Origin of the sequence: Shewanella chilikensis, assembly GCF_037953065.1 — a bacterium.
Taxonomy (GTDB): Bacteria; Pseudomonadota; Gammaproteobacteria; order Enterobacterales; family Shewanellaceae; genus Shewanella; species Shewanella chilikensis.
On record NZ_CP149966.1, the window covers coordinates 44,736 to 59,421 of the forward strand.

Consider the following 14,686-nt stretch of genomic DNA (forward strand, 5'->3'; position numbering starts at 1 on the left):
AGATGCAGTTAACGCGTTATACAGATTTTGGAATAAGAACTCTTATGTATCTGGCGATTCAACCGGAGCGAGAGACTTTGTTTCGAATCGCAGAGATCACAGAGGTTTTTGATCTTTCACCTAATCATGTCTCCAAGATAGTACATCACCTGGGTAAGCTGGGTTATTTGCAAACAATACGCGGCAAGAGCGGTGGTTTTCGTTTGGGGATGGCTCCGGAGAAGATCAATGTCGGCGAATTGGTGCGGGCACTGGAAAATTCACTGGCGCCAATTGATTGCAGCAAGCCTTATTGTCGACTGACCCCGGCTTGTCAGTTGAAAGGGGTCTTGGCCCAAGCTGTGGATGCTTATCTGGCTGTGCTCGATCGTTATACCCTGGCAGACATTGTCAGCAACCAACAGGAGTTGCGAGCCTTGCTGCCGGATCTGGAGATCCCTGTACTGCAACTCTAGTTAGAGTTTTTCACCGCTGGTATTCTGCTTCTGGGCCAATGAGATTGGTAGTAAGTTGGAAGCTGGCACCAGAGTGACCCCTATCTTTGCCAGTTCTGGCAGTTTCTTCTTGAGGAACTGCATACTCTCTGGGTAAGGGTGAGCTATCATCAAGGCTTCACCTTCGCTTTGGGCCTTGGCTATTGCCAAGTCCAATTGTCTTTCGAAAGCCTGCTCGGTTAGCTGATTATCCAGAAACACCTGACGTCTTAGCAACGGAACACCCAAGGCATCGGCCTTCTCGCCAGCTTTAGTGTAACGGGTAGTAACGCTGTCGATAAAGAAGTGCTCTTCCTGTTGCAGTACTTCCATTAACCAGCCCATAGGTTGTTCGAGTTGAGTCAACAAACTCCCCATATGGTTGTTACTTCCCCTGGCAAAGGGCACGCTCTGCAGGGCTTGTTTGAGAGTTGCTTTAAACTCGGTTTCTGACATCTGGTTGTTGAGTCCACCTGGTCCCATGGCCTTGCCGTTAAGTGCCTGCATAGGGAGGTGTACCATAATTTCATGGCCCTTGTTGTGAGCCTGGCGAGCCAGTTGTTGCCCGAGAGGGGTATGTGGCAATACAGACAAGGTCACGGCTGAAGGTAAGGATAGGGCGGCTTCATCTGTATGGCGGTAGCCAATATCATCGATGACGATTGCCAGTTTTGCTCCCCATGCAGGAGAGCAACTTACGACCAGCAGTAGTAGGTAGAAACAATAGCGCACGTTTGATATTAATTTTATTTATTTGATTGTATCCATGCCACTGCCGAGTTTATGGCTCTATCGCTGGCGGTATCTGCATGGGGAGATATGAGGTCGATTATAGGCACAGTTTTGTTATCGGAAACAGTATTGGGTGCGATTTTTATATCGGGTTCCACTCCTTTGGCGTTAATATCCTGGCCCTTGGGGGTGGTATAGCGGGCTATGGTCAGCTTGATGGTATTACCATCGATAAGTGTTGGGATCAGGCTTTGTACTGTGCCTTTACCGAAGCTGGTTTCACCTATCACCTTGGCACGGTTGTTCTCCTGCAGCGCCGCCGCCAGTACTTCAGATGCTGAAGCTGAACCACGATTGATCAGCACTAATAGGGGCACGCCGGCCAGCATGGTTTGCGAAGATGCATAGTAATCCGAATTGGCATCGAAGAAGCGTCCTTCGGTGGCGACGATGCGACCCTTATCCAGAAACAGATCGGCAATTCGAATCGCTTGATCCAGCAAGCCGCCAGGATTGTTGCGCAAATCCAGAATCAAACCATTCATTGGCTGCTGTTGCCATTCGCTCAATAGTCGCACTATGTCGCGGGTAGAGTCCTCCTGAAAACTTGCCAGGCGAATATAACCAATGTCGTTGGTTAGCATTTTCCCAAGTACAGAGTGGACGCTGATAGTGGCTGGTTTAAGACTGACTTCAAAGCTGACATCTGAGTGAGCATGATGTAGCTGCAGCGATAACTCGCTATTGCTGCTGCTGAATTGCTTTATTTGGCTAAGTACCTCTTCCATGGACTGCTTGGCAATACTCTTACCGTTGACAGCGGTAACTATATCGCCGGCCATGATCCCGGCTTGTTCGGCTGGAGAACCGGGAAAAGGCGCGATAATTCTGAGCTTTTCCCCTTCCGTGGACACTTCAAAGCCGTAGCCGAAGTATTCCCCACGGTTGCTGTCTCTGAGGCTGTTCATCTGCTCAGGTTTCAGAAAACTGGAATAAGGGTCGAGTCGTTGAAATATGCCTTCAATAGCGGCGTCGACAAGCTCCCTGCGGCTGATGTCCCTGACGTAGTAGGTTTCCACTGTATCCATCACATCCAGCAGTAATGAAAGCTCGTGGGTGTGACTGGGTTTGGGGAAGTTTTCATGGCTAGCCAGGCTGAGAGAGACTCCCATGATGATACCAAGGCCGATATACAGCAGGTTACGAATAGAGTTGCCCATGTTGCCCCCTTTGAAGTGCCGGGGGCTGTTGACTAACGCCGACAGTAATTTGTCGGGTCGACAGCTTGCCCCTTATGCCTTATTTCAAAGTATAGGCCAGGCTCGGTTTGTCCTCCGGAACGTCCTACCAGTGCCACGGCTTCGCCAGCCTTGACTGTATCGCCTGCGTCTTTCAGCAACGCCTGTGCGTGGCCATAGAGGCTCATATAACCTTTGCCGTGATCGACAACTAACACCATACCAAAACCGCGCAGCCAGTCGGCATAGATCACCTTGCCGGCGGCTACAGCACTGACAGACTGGCCCTCCGGAGCTGACAGCATGACACCTTTCCAGCGCACACTGCCGGAACGCTGACTGCCAAAGCTGTTTTTGATCCTGCCCTTGGTGGGCCAGTTAAGGGCACCACGGGACTTGGCCAATCCATCCATGCTGGGGCTATCGCGCATGGCGGCCAGGGCTTGCTCGACAACCCGTTTCAGAGAGGCCTCTTCTATCTGTAGTTGTTCCAGCTCCGAGGCTTTACTGCTGATGGTGCGTTGCAGTTCCTTCAGTGTTTGCTGTCGTTGATCCTGTTCTTGATTGAGGCGCTTGGATTGAGCCTTCTGATCCAATACCAGCTGGTTGAGTCGATTGCGTTCCTGCTGCTCACTTTGCTGCACTGCCGACAATTCCTGGCGGGTCTGTTTCAGTTGTTCTATGGCCTGCATTCTGGCCTTGTTGAGGTATTCATAGTAGGCCAGCATTCGCTCTATGGTGGCCGGGTCCTGCTGGTTGAGCAGCATCTTGCTGTAGTCATGATTCCCGGCGAGATAGGCGCTGGTCAGTTGCTTGGCCAGGGTTTGCTGCTGGCTTTCTTTGAGTTTGTCCAGCTGTGCGGCTCTTTGTTTCAGCTCAGCAAGGCGTTTTTCGGTATTGCTGAGGGCATTTTCCGTTTGGTTGACCTTACGGGCAGCATTGGCGATAGCCTGCTCGTCTTTTTTCAGCAGTTGCAGTAGTTTTTCCCGCTGCTTGCCTGTGTCTCTCAGGGCATTTTGCTGCGCGGTGATCTGGGATTGCAGTGCCTTTAACTCGGACTGACGCCGCTCCAGATCAGATGCCTGCAGCTGAGAGGAAAACACGAGAAAGCCAGCAAGTATGCTGGCTTTGGCTAAAATACGCTTCTGCACCGGGTCAGTGTTACTCTTTTGTATGGATTAACGGACGCCCTGTCATTTCGTCAGGAATGCTCTGTCCCATCAACGTTAGCATAGTGGGGGCGATATCACTCAGGCGGCCACCTTCATCGATAGTGGCCTCGCGACCGACATAGATAAAGGGCACCAGCTCACTGGTGTGAGCGGTATGAGCCTGACCTGTGGTTTCATCCACCATCTGCTCGGCGTTGCCGTGGTCGGCAGTGATAATGCACTCACCATCTACCTTGGCCAGAGCGTCCACTACTCGGCCTATACAGGCATCCACGGCTTCGCAAGCCTTGACCGCAGCATCAAACTTGCCGGTATGGCCTACCATGTCACCGTTGGGGTAGTTACAGATAATGACATCATATTGAGTTGATTCAATAGCTTCAACCAACTTATCTGTCAGCTCTGTCGAACTCATCTCAGGTTGCAAGTCATAGGTAGCGACTTTGGGCGAGTTGATCAGAATACGGTCTTCACCCACGAATGGCTGCTCTTTGCCGCCGTTGAAGAAGAAGGTTACGTGGGCATATTTCTCGGTTTCAGAAATACGCAGCTGGGTCAGACCGCGATTTTGCAGTACTTCGCCCAGAGTGTTGACCAGGTCTTCCGATGGGAAGGCTACCGGAGCCTTGATATCGGCGGCATACTCTGTGAGCATGACAAAGTTGACCTTGGGCGTTACTGCGCGTTCAAAACCATTGAAGTCCGGATTGACGAAGGCGCGGGTGATCTGTCTGGCGCGGTCGGCACGGAAGTTCATGAAAATCAGCGCATCGCCATCGTGCAGTGTTGTGGCCTTACCCTGATCCAGAATCGCAGTTGCGGCAACAAACTCATCGTTTTCATCTCGGTCATAGGCAGCTTCCAACGCGGCCACGGCGGAGTCGGCGCTGTATTTCCCCTGACCTTGAGTGATCAGATCGTAGGCTTGGGAGACTCGGTCCCAACGGTTGTCCCTGTCCATGGCGTAGTAGCGGCCAACGATGGAGGCTATGCGGCCTCGGCCTAATTCGGCAAACAGCTTGTCGAAGCGTTCCAGGCTGGCTTTGGCACTGCGTGGCGGTGTATCACGCCCATCAAGGAAGGCGTGCAGGTAAACCTGCTTGGCACCCCGCTTGACGGCCATGCGGCACATGGCTTCAAGATGATCTTCATGGCTGTGAACACCGCCGGGTGACAGCAGTCCCATGATGTGTACTGCGCCGTTTGCTTTGATGGCGGCGTCGACTGCCTCGATAAGTGCTTGGGTTTGCTCAAATTCGCCATCTTCAATGGCCTTGCTGATGCGGGTCAGTTCCTGATAAACGATACGGCCGGAACCAATATTGATATGGCCCACTTCAGAGTTGCCCATCTGCCCGTCGGGCAAACCAACATCTTTACCTGAGCCGGAAATCAAACTGTGGGCGTATTCGGCGTTGAGTCTGTCGAGAACCGGAGTATTGGCATGATGGACGGCATTCATATGCGTCCCTTCACGATAACCCCAGCCGTCCAGAATTAGCAGTGCCAAAGGACGTTTGCTTGTCTTCATGTTGATACCTGTAAAGTTGAAAGAATCGGTCAAATCTGAAATTGGTTAAATATTACTACGTCTGCCCTGAGGGCAAAAGCCATTTACCCGATTGCGACAATAGGAAGGGCCGCGATTTAACGCCGATTCAAGGGGCAAAACTGCAGCGAAACAGCTGCAATCTGCCTGGCCTCTGGGTATACTCTGCGCTTGTCCTAAATGGCCCAATAGATAACAGGCAGTAAAAAATGCAGGAATATATAGAGTTTCTTAAAGCCCACCCCATGCTGAGCCTGGCCTGGGTGGGTTTGTTTATCGCCGTGATTGTAACCCTGTTCAAATCCGGTTTTTCCAAGGTTAAAAGCGTCGATCATCAGCAAGCGATTTTCTTGATGAATAAGGAAGATGCCAAGGTGGTCGATGTGCGAGCCAAGGACGATTTTCGTAAGGGACACATTCTCAATGCCTTGAATGTGCCTATGGCCGATATCAAAAATAATCAGACCACGAACCTTGAAAAGTACAAAACCACACCCATTATACTGGTATGCAACGCTGGCATGACCTCATCTCAAGCGGCTCAGATATTGGTTAAGCAAGGCTTTGAAAAAGTCTTTAACCTCAAAGGTGGTATGGGTGATTGGCAGGCAGCAAATATGCCTGTATCCAAAAGCAAAAGATAATGAGTGTCGGCGGTTGTCATTGCATTTGGCGCCGCTCTGTTAGTAGAGTGGCCATACTGAAGTGGCAACCGGCATCCTGAGTTCTGTTCCGGCGCTGAACAGATGAATAGCAGGGATGATGACTGGGAGTCGCAATTGACCCGAGTAACATACACCCTAAACACCGGCTCATTGCAAGCCGAGACTAAATGGATAGGTAGGAATTATGGCTGAAGTAGCAAACAACGAACAACAAGCCCCACAGTTCAACATTCAACGCGTGTATATCAAGGACGTTTCTTTCGAAACCCCTAACAGCCCAGCGGTATTCCAGAAAGAGTGGAATCCTGAAGTTAAGCTGGATCTGGATACCCGTAGCGCCAAGCTGGCCGACGACGTTTTTGAAGTAGTACTGTCACTGACTGTGACTGCTAAAAATGGTGAAGAAACTGCTTTCCTGTGTGAAGTACAACAAGCCGGTATCTTCTCTATCTCTGGTCTGAGCGATCCTCAACTGGCTCATTCTCTGGGGGCTTACTGCCCTAACATTCTGTTCCCTTATGCCCGTGAAACCGTGGCAAGCCTGGTATCCCGTGGTACTTTCCCACAGCTGAACCTGGCACCTGTGAACTTCGACGCCCTGTTCGCTCAATATGTGCAGCAGCGTCAAGCCGCCGCCGAGCAAGCTCCGGCCGAAGAAGCGAACGCGTAATCAGCCGATGAAAGATACTGCCGAAATAACGGTATTGGGGGCGGGCTCTTATGGCACCGCCCTTGCCATTTCTTTGGCCAGCAATGGACACAGCACCCTGTTGTGGGGGCATGAGCCCGAGCATGTGGCCAAACTCGCTGCCGAGCGCAGTAACCAAGCCTTTCTTCCCGGAATTGCCTTTCCCGAGTCCTTGGTAATGGAAGCCGACTTGGCCAAAGCATTGGCGGCGTCGCGAAACATTCTGGTGGTGGTGCCAAGTCATGTTTTCGCCGAAGTGCTGGCTCAGGCCAAGCCTCTGCTGCGTGATGATGCTCGCATCATTTGGGCTACCAAGGGGCTGGAGCCGGAAAGTGGTCGCCTGTTGCAGGATGTTGCCCGCGATGTGTTGGGGGAGAAATATCCGCTGGCGGTATTGTCCGGACCGACTTTTGCCAAAGAGCTGGCGGCAGGTTTACCAACCGCTATCTCTGTGGCCGGTACCGATGCCGAGTTTACCGAGGATCTGGTGGAATTGTTGCACAGCCCCAAACGCCTGAGGGTCTATGCCAATGACGACTTTATCGGCCTGCAACTCGGTGGCGCGGTCAAGAATGTCATCGCCATCGGCGCCGGTATGTCCGACGGTATAGGCTTTGGTGCCAACGCCCGTACAGCCCTGATCACCCGTGGTCTGGTGGAGTTGAGCCGTCTGGGGGAGGCCTTGGGTGCTCATGCTTCTACCTTTATGGGAATGGCGGGTCTTGGGGACCTGGTGCTGACCTGTACCGATAACCAATCGCGCAACCGTCGCTTTGGTTTGGCATTGGGTAAGGGTTGTGATGTCGATACTGCCCAGGCTGAAATCGGTCAGGTGGTTGAAGGGTACCGCAACACCAAAGAGGTCTACACCCTGGCCAAGCGCTTGGGGGTAGAGATGCCGATCACCGAGCAGATCTATCAGGTGCTGTATCAGGGTAAATCGCCTCTGGATGCTGCCAAAGAACTGCTGGCCAGAGAGAAGAAGTCGGAAACCTCGGCAGACTGAGCCATCTCCAATCCCGGAAAAGGATGCTAGAATAGCGTCCTTTTTTATTGCCCCTTGTTGGGCCCGAGAGTGAGCGTTATGTCAGTTAAACAGCATCAGGTGATCATTATCGGCGCTGGCGCCGCAGGGTTAATGTGTGCCCTCACTGCCGGGTATCGGGGCCGGGATGTCCTCTTGCTGGATAACGCCAAACAACTGGGGCGCAAAATTCTGATCAGTGGCGGTGGTCGCTGTAACTTCACCAATCAGAACATTGAACCGGGCGCCTACCTCTGCAGTAACCCACACTTCGTTAAGTCGGCGCTGGCTCGTTTCAGCCAGTGGGACTTCATCGCCATGGTCGAGCGGCACGGCATCGATTATCACGAGAAGACCCTGGGACAGCTGTTTTGTGATGGCTCGGCCAAAGATATCGTCGATATGCTGACCACTGAGTGCGATTGGGCCGGGGTCAAAATTCAGCTGCGTACCGAAATTCTGTCTGTGGCAGCCACAGATGACGGTTACAGCCTGCAAACCAGTGAAGGAGAATATCGCTGTGAATCTCTGGTGATAGCCACTGGTGGCTTGTCCATGCCCAAGCTCGGGGCTACACCGTTTGGATTCCGCATTGCCGAGCAGTTTGCCATCAAGGTGCTGCCTACCACAGCTGGGTTGGTTCCTTTTACTCTGCAACCTGAAGACAAGGCCAGATTTGAAGGCTTGTCTGGCATCAGCTTGCCGGTTATCGCCCAAGCCGAGTGCGGCAGGCAGTTTAGAGAGGCCATGTTATTTACCCACAGAGGTTTGTCCGGGCCGGCTGTGCTGCAGATCTCCTCCTACTGGCAGCCAGGCCAGAGTGTGCGGTTTGATTTACTGCCGGACCTGGATTTTGTCGACTGGTGCAAAACAATTACTGCTGAATCACCAAAATTGTCGCTTAAAAATGGACTATCTCGGCTGTTACCTAAGCGCTTGGTTGAGAGGCTGCTCGAGCTGGGCGAATTACCCAACAAGAACCTCAACCAACTGTCCAAGGCCGATGTGGCTGCGCTGGACAGCTATTTCCACTGCTGGCAGATCCAACCCGGCGGCACCGAGGGTTATCGCACCGCCGAGGTGACTCTGGGCGGAGTGGATACCGATGAGTTATCCTCCAAGACCATGGAGGCCAAGCGTCATCCCGGACTCTATTTTATCGGTGAAGTGGTGGATGTTAGTGGCTGGCTTGGCGGCTATAACTTCCAGTGGGCCTGGAGTTCCGGCTACGCCGCCGGTGAAGTGGTGTAATTGTGTTTAGGAACAATAAAGTTTGTACATAGCTAAACGGGAATTGAGGACCCGACTCTTTGGGCTCAGGTGGACTTTACAACCTTAGATCACATAGCTTGCTTTGTTGATCTGTCTTGGTTTAAATCCGATCATGCTGCCTGGGCCTGGTACATCGGAGAACCGCTCTTATCATTCGGGCAACTGACACCTGCCGAGGTTGTCAGGCTCTTTCAGGAGTCGGGCATCGTATCGCTAAACGATTGGGTCACCGAGCGTGAACTTGGTGGCTTCCAATAGTGTAGTCCTTTACTGACTTGCTCAGTAATTTTATTGTTATGGACACAGTTGAGTATTCGGGTGTTGTGTTGCGGATGTACAATCCTGCCTTTGGTTAGGGCCTCTTAGCATGGAAAGGGCAAAGATCACCGGGGCAGCTTCAATCCCAAAGGTTGTTCCGCCTTTTATTTAGGATTATTAGTAGCTGGTTATTAAGCAGAGGCCACCAGTGGTGCCACCTATGCGTTTCTCACGCCGCAACTATTCTGCGCCTATCAAATTGCAATCGAAGGCACTCTGGCTCTGAGAGGTCAATATCAGCATGTATTTGATAGCGAGATTAATCAGCATCAAATCAATGACATTTTAGTCGATAGTTGTGTCTCGCCCGGATAGAGTCATCTCGTACTATTTCGGATGCCGGAAGGCAGTGTTTGACTGTTTAATCCCATAACGGATTGGCACAGATTCATAGTGAACACCTGACACTGTTTATTCGATGGCCCCTATATCAGGTTATGGTTTCAGCGACACCAAAATGGCTGCAGACTCAAGCGGGCGGTTTGGTCTCAGTTCATCGCCGCTTTGACATAGACATCGAAGCGGTTTTTCTTGGTGGCGATAACAGTGCTGGGTTTAACTCCGGCCAGGTCTTCGGCGTAGTCCGGCCGTTTGACCACTACCCGCTTGCTCGCCAGTGCCAGCGCCGGAGCCAGCAAGCCGTCGGCATCGGTATCGGCACCGACCAGGGTCTGAAATACCCGCATCTCTTTTTTTACCAATGCCGACTTGTCTCTGTGGGGATACATGGGGTCCAGATAGACCACATCCGGTTGCGGACTTATCTGGCTCAACGCTTCCAGACTTGAGTCGTGCAGCAGCGTCATTCTTTGCTGCATCCAGGGGCCGATTTCGCTGTTCTGATAACCGCGGCTAAGACCGTCTTCCAGCAGAGCCGCCACCAAGGGGTTACGTTCAATCAGCGTCATTTGGCAGCCAAGGCTCGCCAGCACAAAGGCATCACGGCCTAGACCGGCCGTGGCATCTACCACAGAGGGGCAGGCGCCTTGCTTGAGACCGACCGCCTTGGCTATGGCCTGGCCGCGGCCGCCGCCGAACTTACGTCTGTGGGCCACGGCGCCGCCGACAAAATCGACACAGATACCGCCAAGCTTGGGTTCGTCACGCTTGAACAGGGTCAGCATCTCCTGCTCAAACCCCAAGGCAAACACAGAGTCTTCTGAATGCTTCAGGCCCCAGCGCTCGGCAATGGCGCACAGACGCGGCTCCCGGGTATCAAAATAAATGCTATGGCTTGGTTGCTTCACTGTGTTTGAGTCCTTGGCTGAATTGGCGCCATTATGCCAAATGCCAACCTGACTGAATACGTTCAGCTGCAACTCGCAGGCAGAGCAGCTATAATGCCGCGGTCATTTACCCGTCAGTCATTGGGGAACCCATGCTCAGCTATCGTCACGGTTTTCATGCCGGCAACTATGCCGATGTGCTCAAACATTCCATCTTGTTGCAGGCGCTGAGCTTGTTGCAGAAGAAAGATAAACCTTTGGTTTATATCGATACCCATGCCGGTGCCGGTGGCTATGCGCTGGAAGATGATTTTGCCCAAAAGACAGGGGAATATCTGGAAGGTATAGGCAAGCTCTGGCAGGAAACGAGTGTGCCGCAGGCGATGACAGCCTATCTGGAGGCGGTACGCCATTTCAATGAAGGCAACGAGGAGCAGGCCACTGATGAGCTGGCCTGGTATCCCGGATCTCCGGCGATAGTGGATATGCACCTTAGAGAGCAGGACAGAATGTTGCTGCACGAGCTGCACAATACCGATGTTGAATTGCTGCAGGAGTATTTTGAAGGTGCCCGTCAGGTGAAGCTGGTTCACGGCGACGGTCTGCAGGGCCTGTTGGCCGCGGTGCCTCCACTGGAGCGTCGGGCACTGGTGCTGGTGGATCCCAGCTATGAGCTCAAGAGTGACTATCAGGATGTGGCCGATACCCTGATCAAGGCCCATCGCAAGTTTGCCACCGGAGTGTATCTGCTCTGGTATCCGGTCGTTAACCGAGCCCAGACTGAAGCCATGCTGACGAAGCTGAAAGACAGCGGTATTCGGCGCCAGTTACGGATAGAGCAGAGTATCAAGCCTGACTCGGATGAATTCGGTATGACGGCGGCGGGTCTGTGGGTCATCAACCCGCCATGGCAGTTGGATACCCAGGCCGAAGAGCTGCTGGCCTGGCTTCACCCCAGGCTCAATCAGGGTGGCGGCAGCGTCACTGTCACCTGGGAAGTGGGCGAGTAAGCTAAGTTCCATCATAAAAAACTGTTGGCCGGGTCACTGGGTATTAATTGGGTACTAAGTCGGATATTAAGCTGTGTACTAACGGCCCGGCCTGTTAACCGTGGCCTTTACGGCGTCTAAGCGACTGTGTGATAGCGACTGTGGTGATAAGCGGCTGTGGTGAATTATTCCGACAGTGCTTTCAGCTCGGCCAGCGTCGCCTCATCTATGAGCCCTAGCGCCAGCGCCTGCTGCGGATTGGTCTCTATCAAATAGGCGCTGATACTCATCATATTGCGCAGTGCCATGCCGTTGGGGCTATCGTAAGCCGACTGCTCGTTCCACTGGTCCTGAGCCCAGGCAGCCCAAGTGGCCTTGAGGCTGTAGCCCGCCTCACAGAAGATGGTACGGGTCAGTTGGCTGCCCTGATCCAGCATCTCCTCGTCGTTCATGCTGTTGTCTAGCTCGCCCTTGTGGCTTTGCATGACTTGCTTTACTGCGGCTATCGCTTCGGCGGTTGCGGGAACCGGCCCAAGTTGGCTGTCATCACAGGCTATTACGCTGGAAAAGGGTATCAGCAGACAGGCACAAAGGCCGAGGGACTTGAGGTTAAACATCTTCACTTCTTTGTTTTTTCGCCTCTCAGGCACGGCTCAAATTGCGGTAGCGCTCCAGTAAAATTTTCACCCGTTTCACATAGGCGCGAGTTTCCGGGTAGGGTGGCACGCCGCGATATTGGCTCACTGTGGTCGGTCCTGCATTGTAGGCAGCCAGCGCCTGGGTCATGTCGCCATCGAAACGGGCCAGCATCTGCGCCAGATAGCGACTACCGGCGTCGATATTCTGTGATACCACAAAGGCATTGCTGACACCGAGCTCTTTGGCGGTATCCGGCATCAACTGCATCAGCCCCATGGCGCCGGTACGGGACAAGGCCTTGGCGTTGAAGGCCGACTCGGCGTGGATCACCGCCCGGATCAGCGCAGGATCCAGATTGTAGGTTTGGGCGGCGAGGGTGATTTCGGCGGCATAGTCACTGCCAAACAGGGGGATTGCTTGCCAGTTCACCTTGGAGTCAGGTCGGCAGGCGAAGCAATCATAGAGAATGATCTGATATTCCTGACTGCCGGGGGGCTTGTCACTGAACGCCATCACGCCGTTGGCCTGGCGGTACTGATAGATTTTTCGCTTCGGCAGACTGCTGTCACTGATGCCGTGTTCGGAGTAACGCGCCACTATACGGGGTTTGGTCGAAGGCTCTTTAGCTATAGCTGAAGGGTTTTCACTCATGACGGAGGGCTCTTTACCCATAATAGCTGAAGGCTTTTTTCCTACGGCTGAATGCTCTTTATCCATAGCTGAGGGCTCTTCACCCATGGTGGCCTTTTCCGAAGGCATAGGTATCTCGGTGCCGGCAAGCGCAGCAAAGGGCAGCGCCGAGCTCAGCAGCCAGAGTAGCAAAGAGATGAGTCCTTGGCCGGAAGTGTGCTTCACGCCTGATAACCCGTCCGTGTTTCCAGTTTCAATATGTCAATGATAGCAAAGAGTTGCTGCATTTCACTGTGGATCTGGCTGAACTCCTTTTCGAAGGTGGCTCCCTCAAAGATGGATGCGGTCTCGAATCTATCCTTGTTACTGGGAAACAGGATCAACAGCTGCCTGCCGTGGAAGGCGCAGCGCAGATCCCGGCCGAACTTCTTGCTCAAATCCAGCAAACGCTCCATAAACAAGGGGTTCATCAACACCCGGCCATTGATCTGATTGTCGGCAAAGACATCGAACTCTTTCTCGAACACAGGATCTTCCAGCTTCATCTGCTTCAGCCCCGAATAGCTGGAAGAGAGTTTCCCCAGCAGGCCGCGGTCGCGGATCAATACCGCATGACAGCCGAAGTTTTGTGGCACGGTAAAGGTCATGGCCAGGCCCTTGAATACCTCGCTGGTACGCTTCTTATTCTTGCTATCCCGATATTCTGACTTCAGCACTAATTCACTGATCCCCAGTTCGACCTGTTTATAGCTACCGGTAATAAAATCGCTGGAATGCGCTATGTCATGCTTGGGCAAAATGCCGGCATCGCGAAAAGGGCGCAGTGGCAAACCATCGTTGGGACTAAAGGTAAAGTCGTCGCCGAAATAGCGGAAGATCAGCGGGAACAGATTTTTTTTGACTTGCTTTTGAAACGCCTTGATGGGTTTCTGACACCAGAAAAACATCAGCAAAACTGGGGTAAGGGCGAGGGCAAACGAAGCTTCCGGGCCAAGGGAACTGTAGTACATAAGGTCATACCAATAGTGCCAAACCAGTAGCAGAGTCACCACAAGTGTCAGTACAAATAGGGCTACCCGGGTTCGGCACTGCTTGAGGCTCTTGATCCTCAGTCTTTCATATTGACTGGCCTTGGGCTGTATATGCTGGCGATAGTATTGCTGCAGCTTGGGCAGGTCTTCGCTGGGGGCCTGCAAGCCTTTTCCCGGGCGTACCGGGGAAATCTTGGCCCCCATCAGGAAGGTGATAATATTCACGGGTCAATCTTTTACTCTGTCTCAGTTCAAATAGTCGCCGGCATTGACCGGACTTTTGGCGCTTTCATCCGCCTCATAGAAGGGCAGAGCCTGTACCTTGGCCATGGAAGCTATGATTGAACCCGGGAAAATTTCCACCGCATTGTTGAGTTCAGTGACCGCCGAGTTGTAGAAGCGCCGCGCCGCAGAGATATGGGCCTCCACTTCGTTATAGGTCTGCATCGCCTGCAACATGGTGTTGTCTGACTTGAGTTCAGGGTAGTTTTCTACCGACACCATCAACTGGCCGACACGGCTGTTGAGCTGGTTGGCCAAATCCAGATGTTGTTTTACCGCATCTGTGTCGGCAGGATTGTAGCTTTTGGTCAGTTGAGTGCGTAATTCGGTGATCTCGGTCAGCAGCTGTTTTTCATGGTCCATGAAGCGCTTGGCTATGGTGAGAATATTGGGCAGCAGATTGGCCCTTTTCTTGAGCTGGACATCTATGCCGGAGAGGGCTTCACGGGCCGTGTTGCGTTTTTTTATCAGGCTGACATACCAGAGATAAATCAGTATCACGGCGATCGCCAGTATCAACAAAAATCCATCCATATTTGCTAAAGTTCCCTGCAGTTTTTTCTGAACTGCGCCAGCTAATCATAAAATGGCCGCAAATGCATCTTTGTTGTGATTTTGAACCTGTGCTGACCCCTTGACGGCGAGTCTTGCCAAGTCAATGAAAACCATCACTTATATGGCTTTAAATATAGATTTAAGCAAAAGCTGGCAAATCAAAGGCTTAGGCTGTACGTTTTTAGTGCATGGAAATATTATGT

The 14,686-nt window shown here is 52.5% G+C and carries 15 protein-coding genes; 6 read left to right on the forward strand and 9 right to left on the reverse strand.

Annotated elements, in window-relative coordinates:
* Positions 1-2 precede the first annotated feature (2 nt).
* Positions 3-455: an Rrf2 family transcriptional regulator gene (locus WKR14_RS00215; protein WP_101057193.1), complete on the forward strand. Its 453-nt coding sequence runs from the start codon at positions 3-5 to the stop codon at positions 453-455.
* Here the strand turns inward: WKR14_RS00215 and WKR14_RS00220 are convergent, their stop codons facing one another.
* The 4 genes from WKR14_RS00220 to gpmM are packed head-to-tail and all read right to left on the reverse strand — an operon-like array spanning position 456 to position 5,146.
* Entirely contained in the window at positions 456-1,205 is a 750-nt protein-coding gene (locus tag WKR14_RS00220) for a divergent polysaccharide deacetylase family protein (RefSeq protein ID WP_101057195.1), read from the reverse strand. It abuts the gene before it with no gap.
* Between the two features lie 14 nt (positions 1,206-1,219).
* Positions 1,220-2,425 (reverse strand): S41 family peptidase, encoded by a 1,206-nt coding sequence (locus tag WKR14_RS00225; RefSeq protein WP_226565783.1) that lies wholly within the window; start codon positions 2,423-2,425, stop codon positions 1,220-1,222.
* Positions 2,426-2,457: 32 nt separating this feature from the next.
* Entirely contained in the window at positions 2,458-3,594 is a 1,137-nt protein-coding gene (locus WKR14_RS00230; protein ID WP_101057199.1) for a murein hydrolase activator EnvC family protein, read from the reverse strand.
* 10 nt (positions 3,595-3,604) lie between these two features.
* The gene (gene gpmM, locus WKR14_RS00235; RefSeq protein ID WP_339087180.1) at positions 3,605-5,146 is read right to left on the reverse strand and encodes a 2,3-bisphosphoglycerate-independent phosphoglycerate mutase; all 1,542 of its coding nucleotides are present in this window, start codon (positions 5,144-5,146) and stop codon (positions 3,605-3,607) included.
* 227 nt (positions 5,147-5,373) lie between these two features.
* Here gpmM and WKR14_RS00240 point away from each other — a divergent pair, with 227 nt between their 5' ends.
* From WKR14_RS00240 to WKR14_RS00255, 4 genes are all read left to right on the forward strand, one after another.
* A complete protein-coding gene (locus WKR14_RS00240) occupies positions 5,374-5,808 on the forward strand; it encodes a rhodanese-like domain-containing protein (protein ID WP_101057203.1) in 435 nt (144 codons plus the stop codon).
* A 205-nt stretch (positions 5,809-6,013) separates the two neighbouring features.
* Complete coding sequence (gene secB / locus WKR14_RS00245; RefSeq protein WP_025010842.1) at positions 6,014-6,499, forward strand: protein-export chaperone SecB; 486 nt, start codon at positions 6,014-6,016, stop codon at positions 6,497-6,499.
* Positions 6,500-6,506: 7 nt separating this feature from the next.
* Positions 6,507-7,523, forward strand: coding sequence for an NAD(P)H-dependent glycerol-3-phosphate dehydrogenase (gpsA, locus tag WKR14_RS00250; RefSeq protein ID WP_101057205.1), 1,017 nt, complete (start codon positions 6,507-6,509; stop codon positions 7,521-7,523).
* A 78-nt stretch (positions 7,524-7,601) separates the two neighbouring features.
* Complete coding sequence (locus tag WKR14_RS00255; protein ID WP_101057206.1) at positions 7,602-8,792, forward strand: NAD(P)/FAD-dependent oxidoreductase; 1,191 nt, start codon at positions 7,602-7,604, stop codon at positions 8,790-8,792.
* 827 nt (positions 8,793-9,619) lie between these two features.
* Here the strand turns inward: WKR14_RS00255 and WKR14_RS00260 are convergent.
* The gene (locus WKR14_RS00260; RefSeq protein ID WP_101057224.1) at positions 9,620-10,378 is read right to left on the reverse strand and encodes a class I SAM-dependent methyltransferase; all 759 of its coding nucleotides are present in this window, start codon (positions 10,376-10,378) and stop codon (positions 9,620-9,622) included.
* 131 nt (positions 10,379-10,509) lie between these two features.
* Here WKR14_RS00260 and WKR14_RS00265 point away from each other — a divergent pair, with 131 nt between their 5' ends.
* Positions 10,510-11,367 (forward strand): 23S rRNA (adenine(2030)-N(6))-methyltransferase RlmJ, encoded by an 858-nt coding sequence (locus WKR14_RS00265; RefSeq protein WP_045283956.1) that lies wholly within the window; start codon positions 10,510-10,512, stop codon positions 11,365-11,367.
* Positions 11,368-11,531: 164 nt separating this feature from the next.
* Here the strand turns inward: WKR14_RS00265 and WKR14_RS00270 are convergent, their stop codons facing one another.
* The 4 genes from WKR14_RS00270 to WKR14_RS00285 all read right to left on the reverse strand — a co-directional run bounded on the left by WKR14_RS00270 (position 11,532) and on the right by WKR14_RS00285 (position 14,462).
* Positions 11,532-11,963, reverse strand: a complete 432-nt coding sequence (locus tag WKR14_RS00270; protein WP_339087182.1) for a hypothetical protein — start codon at positions 11,961-11,963, stop codon at positions 11,532-11,534.
* A 25-nt stretch (positions 11,964-11,988) separates the two neighbouring features.
* Positions 11,989-12,657: a lytic transglycosylase domain-containing protein gene (locus WKR14_RS00275; protein ID WP_224866872.1), complete on the reverse strand. Its 669-nt coding sequence runs from the start codon at positions 12,655-12,657 to the stop codon at positions 11,989-11,991.
* Positions 12,658-12,836: 179 nt separating this feature from the next.
* Positions 12,837-13,871, reverse strand: coding sequence for a DUF3137 domain-containing protein (locus WKR14_RS00280; protein ID WP_101057210.1), 1,035 nt, complete (start codon positions 13,869-13,871; stop codon positions 12,837-12,839).
* A 21-nt stretch (positions 13,872-13,892) separates the two neighbouring features.
* The gene (locus tag WKR14_RS00285) at positions 13,893-14,462 is read right to left on the reverse strand and encodes a LemA family protein (protein WP_234555362.1); all 570 of its coding nucleotides are present in this window, start codon (positions 14,460-14,462) and stop codon (positions 13,893-13,895) included.
* Positions 14,463-14,686 lie beyond the last annotated feature (224 nt).

What these genes read in the sequence shown, in the direction of transcription:
- WKR14_RS00215 (WP_101057193.1), top strand. Translation starts at nt 3, where the DNA reads ATGCAGTTAACGCGTTATACAGATTTTGGAATAAGAACTCTTATGTAT.
- WKR14_RS00225 (WP_226565783.1), bottom strand. Translation starts at nt 2,425, where the DNA reads ATGGGCAACTCTATTCGTAACCTGCTGTATATCGGCCTTGGTATCATC.
- gpmM (WP_339087180.1), bottom strand. Translation starts at nt 5,146, where the DNA reads ATGAAGACAAGCAAACGTCCTTTGGCACTGCTAATTCTGGACGGCTGG.
- WKR14_RS00240 (WP_101057203.1), top strand. Translation starts at nt 5,374, where the DNA reads ATGCAGGAATATATAGAGTTTCTTAAAGCCCACCCCATGCTGAGCCTG.
- secB (WP_025010842.1), top strand. Translation starts at nt 6,014, where the DNA reads ATGGCTGAAGTAGCAAACAACGAACAACAAGCCCCACAGTTCAACATT.
- gpsA (WP_101057205.1), top strand. Translation starts at nt 6,507, where the DNA reads ATGAAAGATACTGCCGAAATAACGGTATTGGGGGCGGGCTCTTATGGC.
- WKR14_RS00255 (WP_101057206.1), top strand. Translation starts at nt 7,602, where the DNA reads ATGTCAGTTAAACAGCATCAGGTGATCATTATCGGCGCTGGCGCCGCA.
- WKR14_RS00265 (WP_045283956.1), top strand. Translation starts at nt 10,510, where the DNA reads ATGCTCAGCTATCGTCACGGTTTTCATGCCGGCAACTATGCCGATGTG.
- WKR14_RS00270 (WP_339087182.1), bottom strand. Translation starts at nt 11,963, where the DNA reads ATGTTTAACCTCAAGTCCCTCGGCCTTTGTGCCTGTCTGCTGATACCC.
- WKR14_RS00275 (WP_224866872.1), bottom strand. Translation starts at nt 12,657, where the DNA reads ATGGGTAAAGAGCCCTCCGTCATGAGTGAAAACCCTTCAGCTATAGCT.
- WKR14_RS00285 (WP_234555362.1), bottom strand. Translation starts at nt 14,462, where the DNA reads ATGGATGGATTTTTGTTGATACTGGCGATCGCCGTGATACTGATTTAT.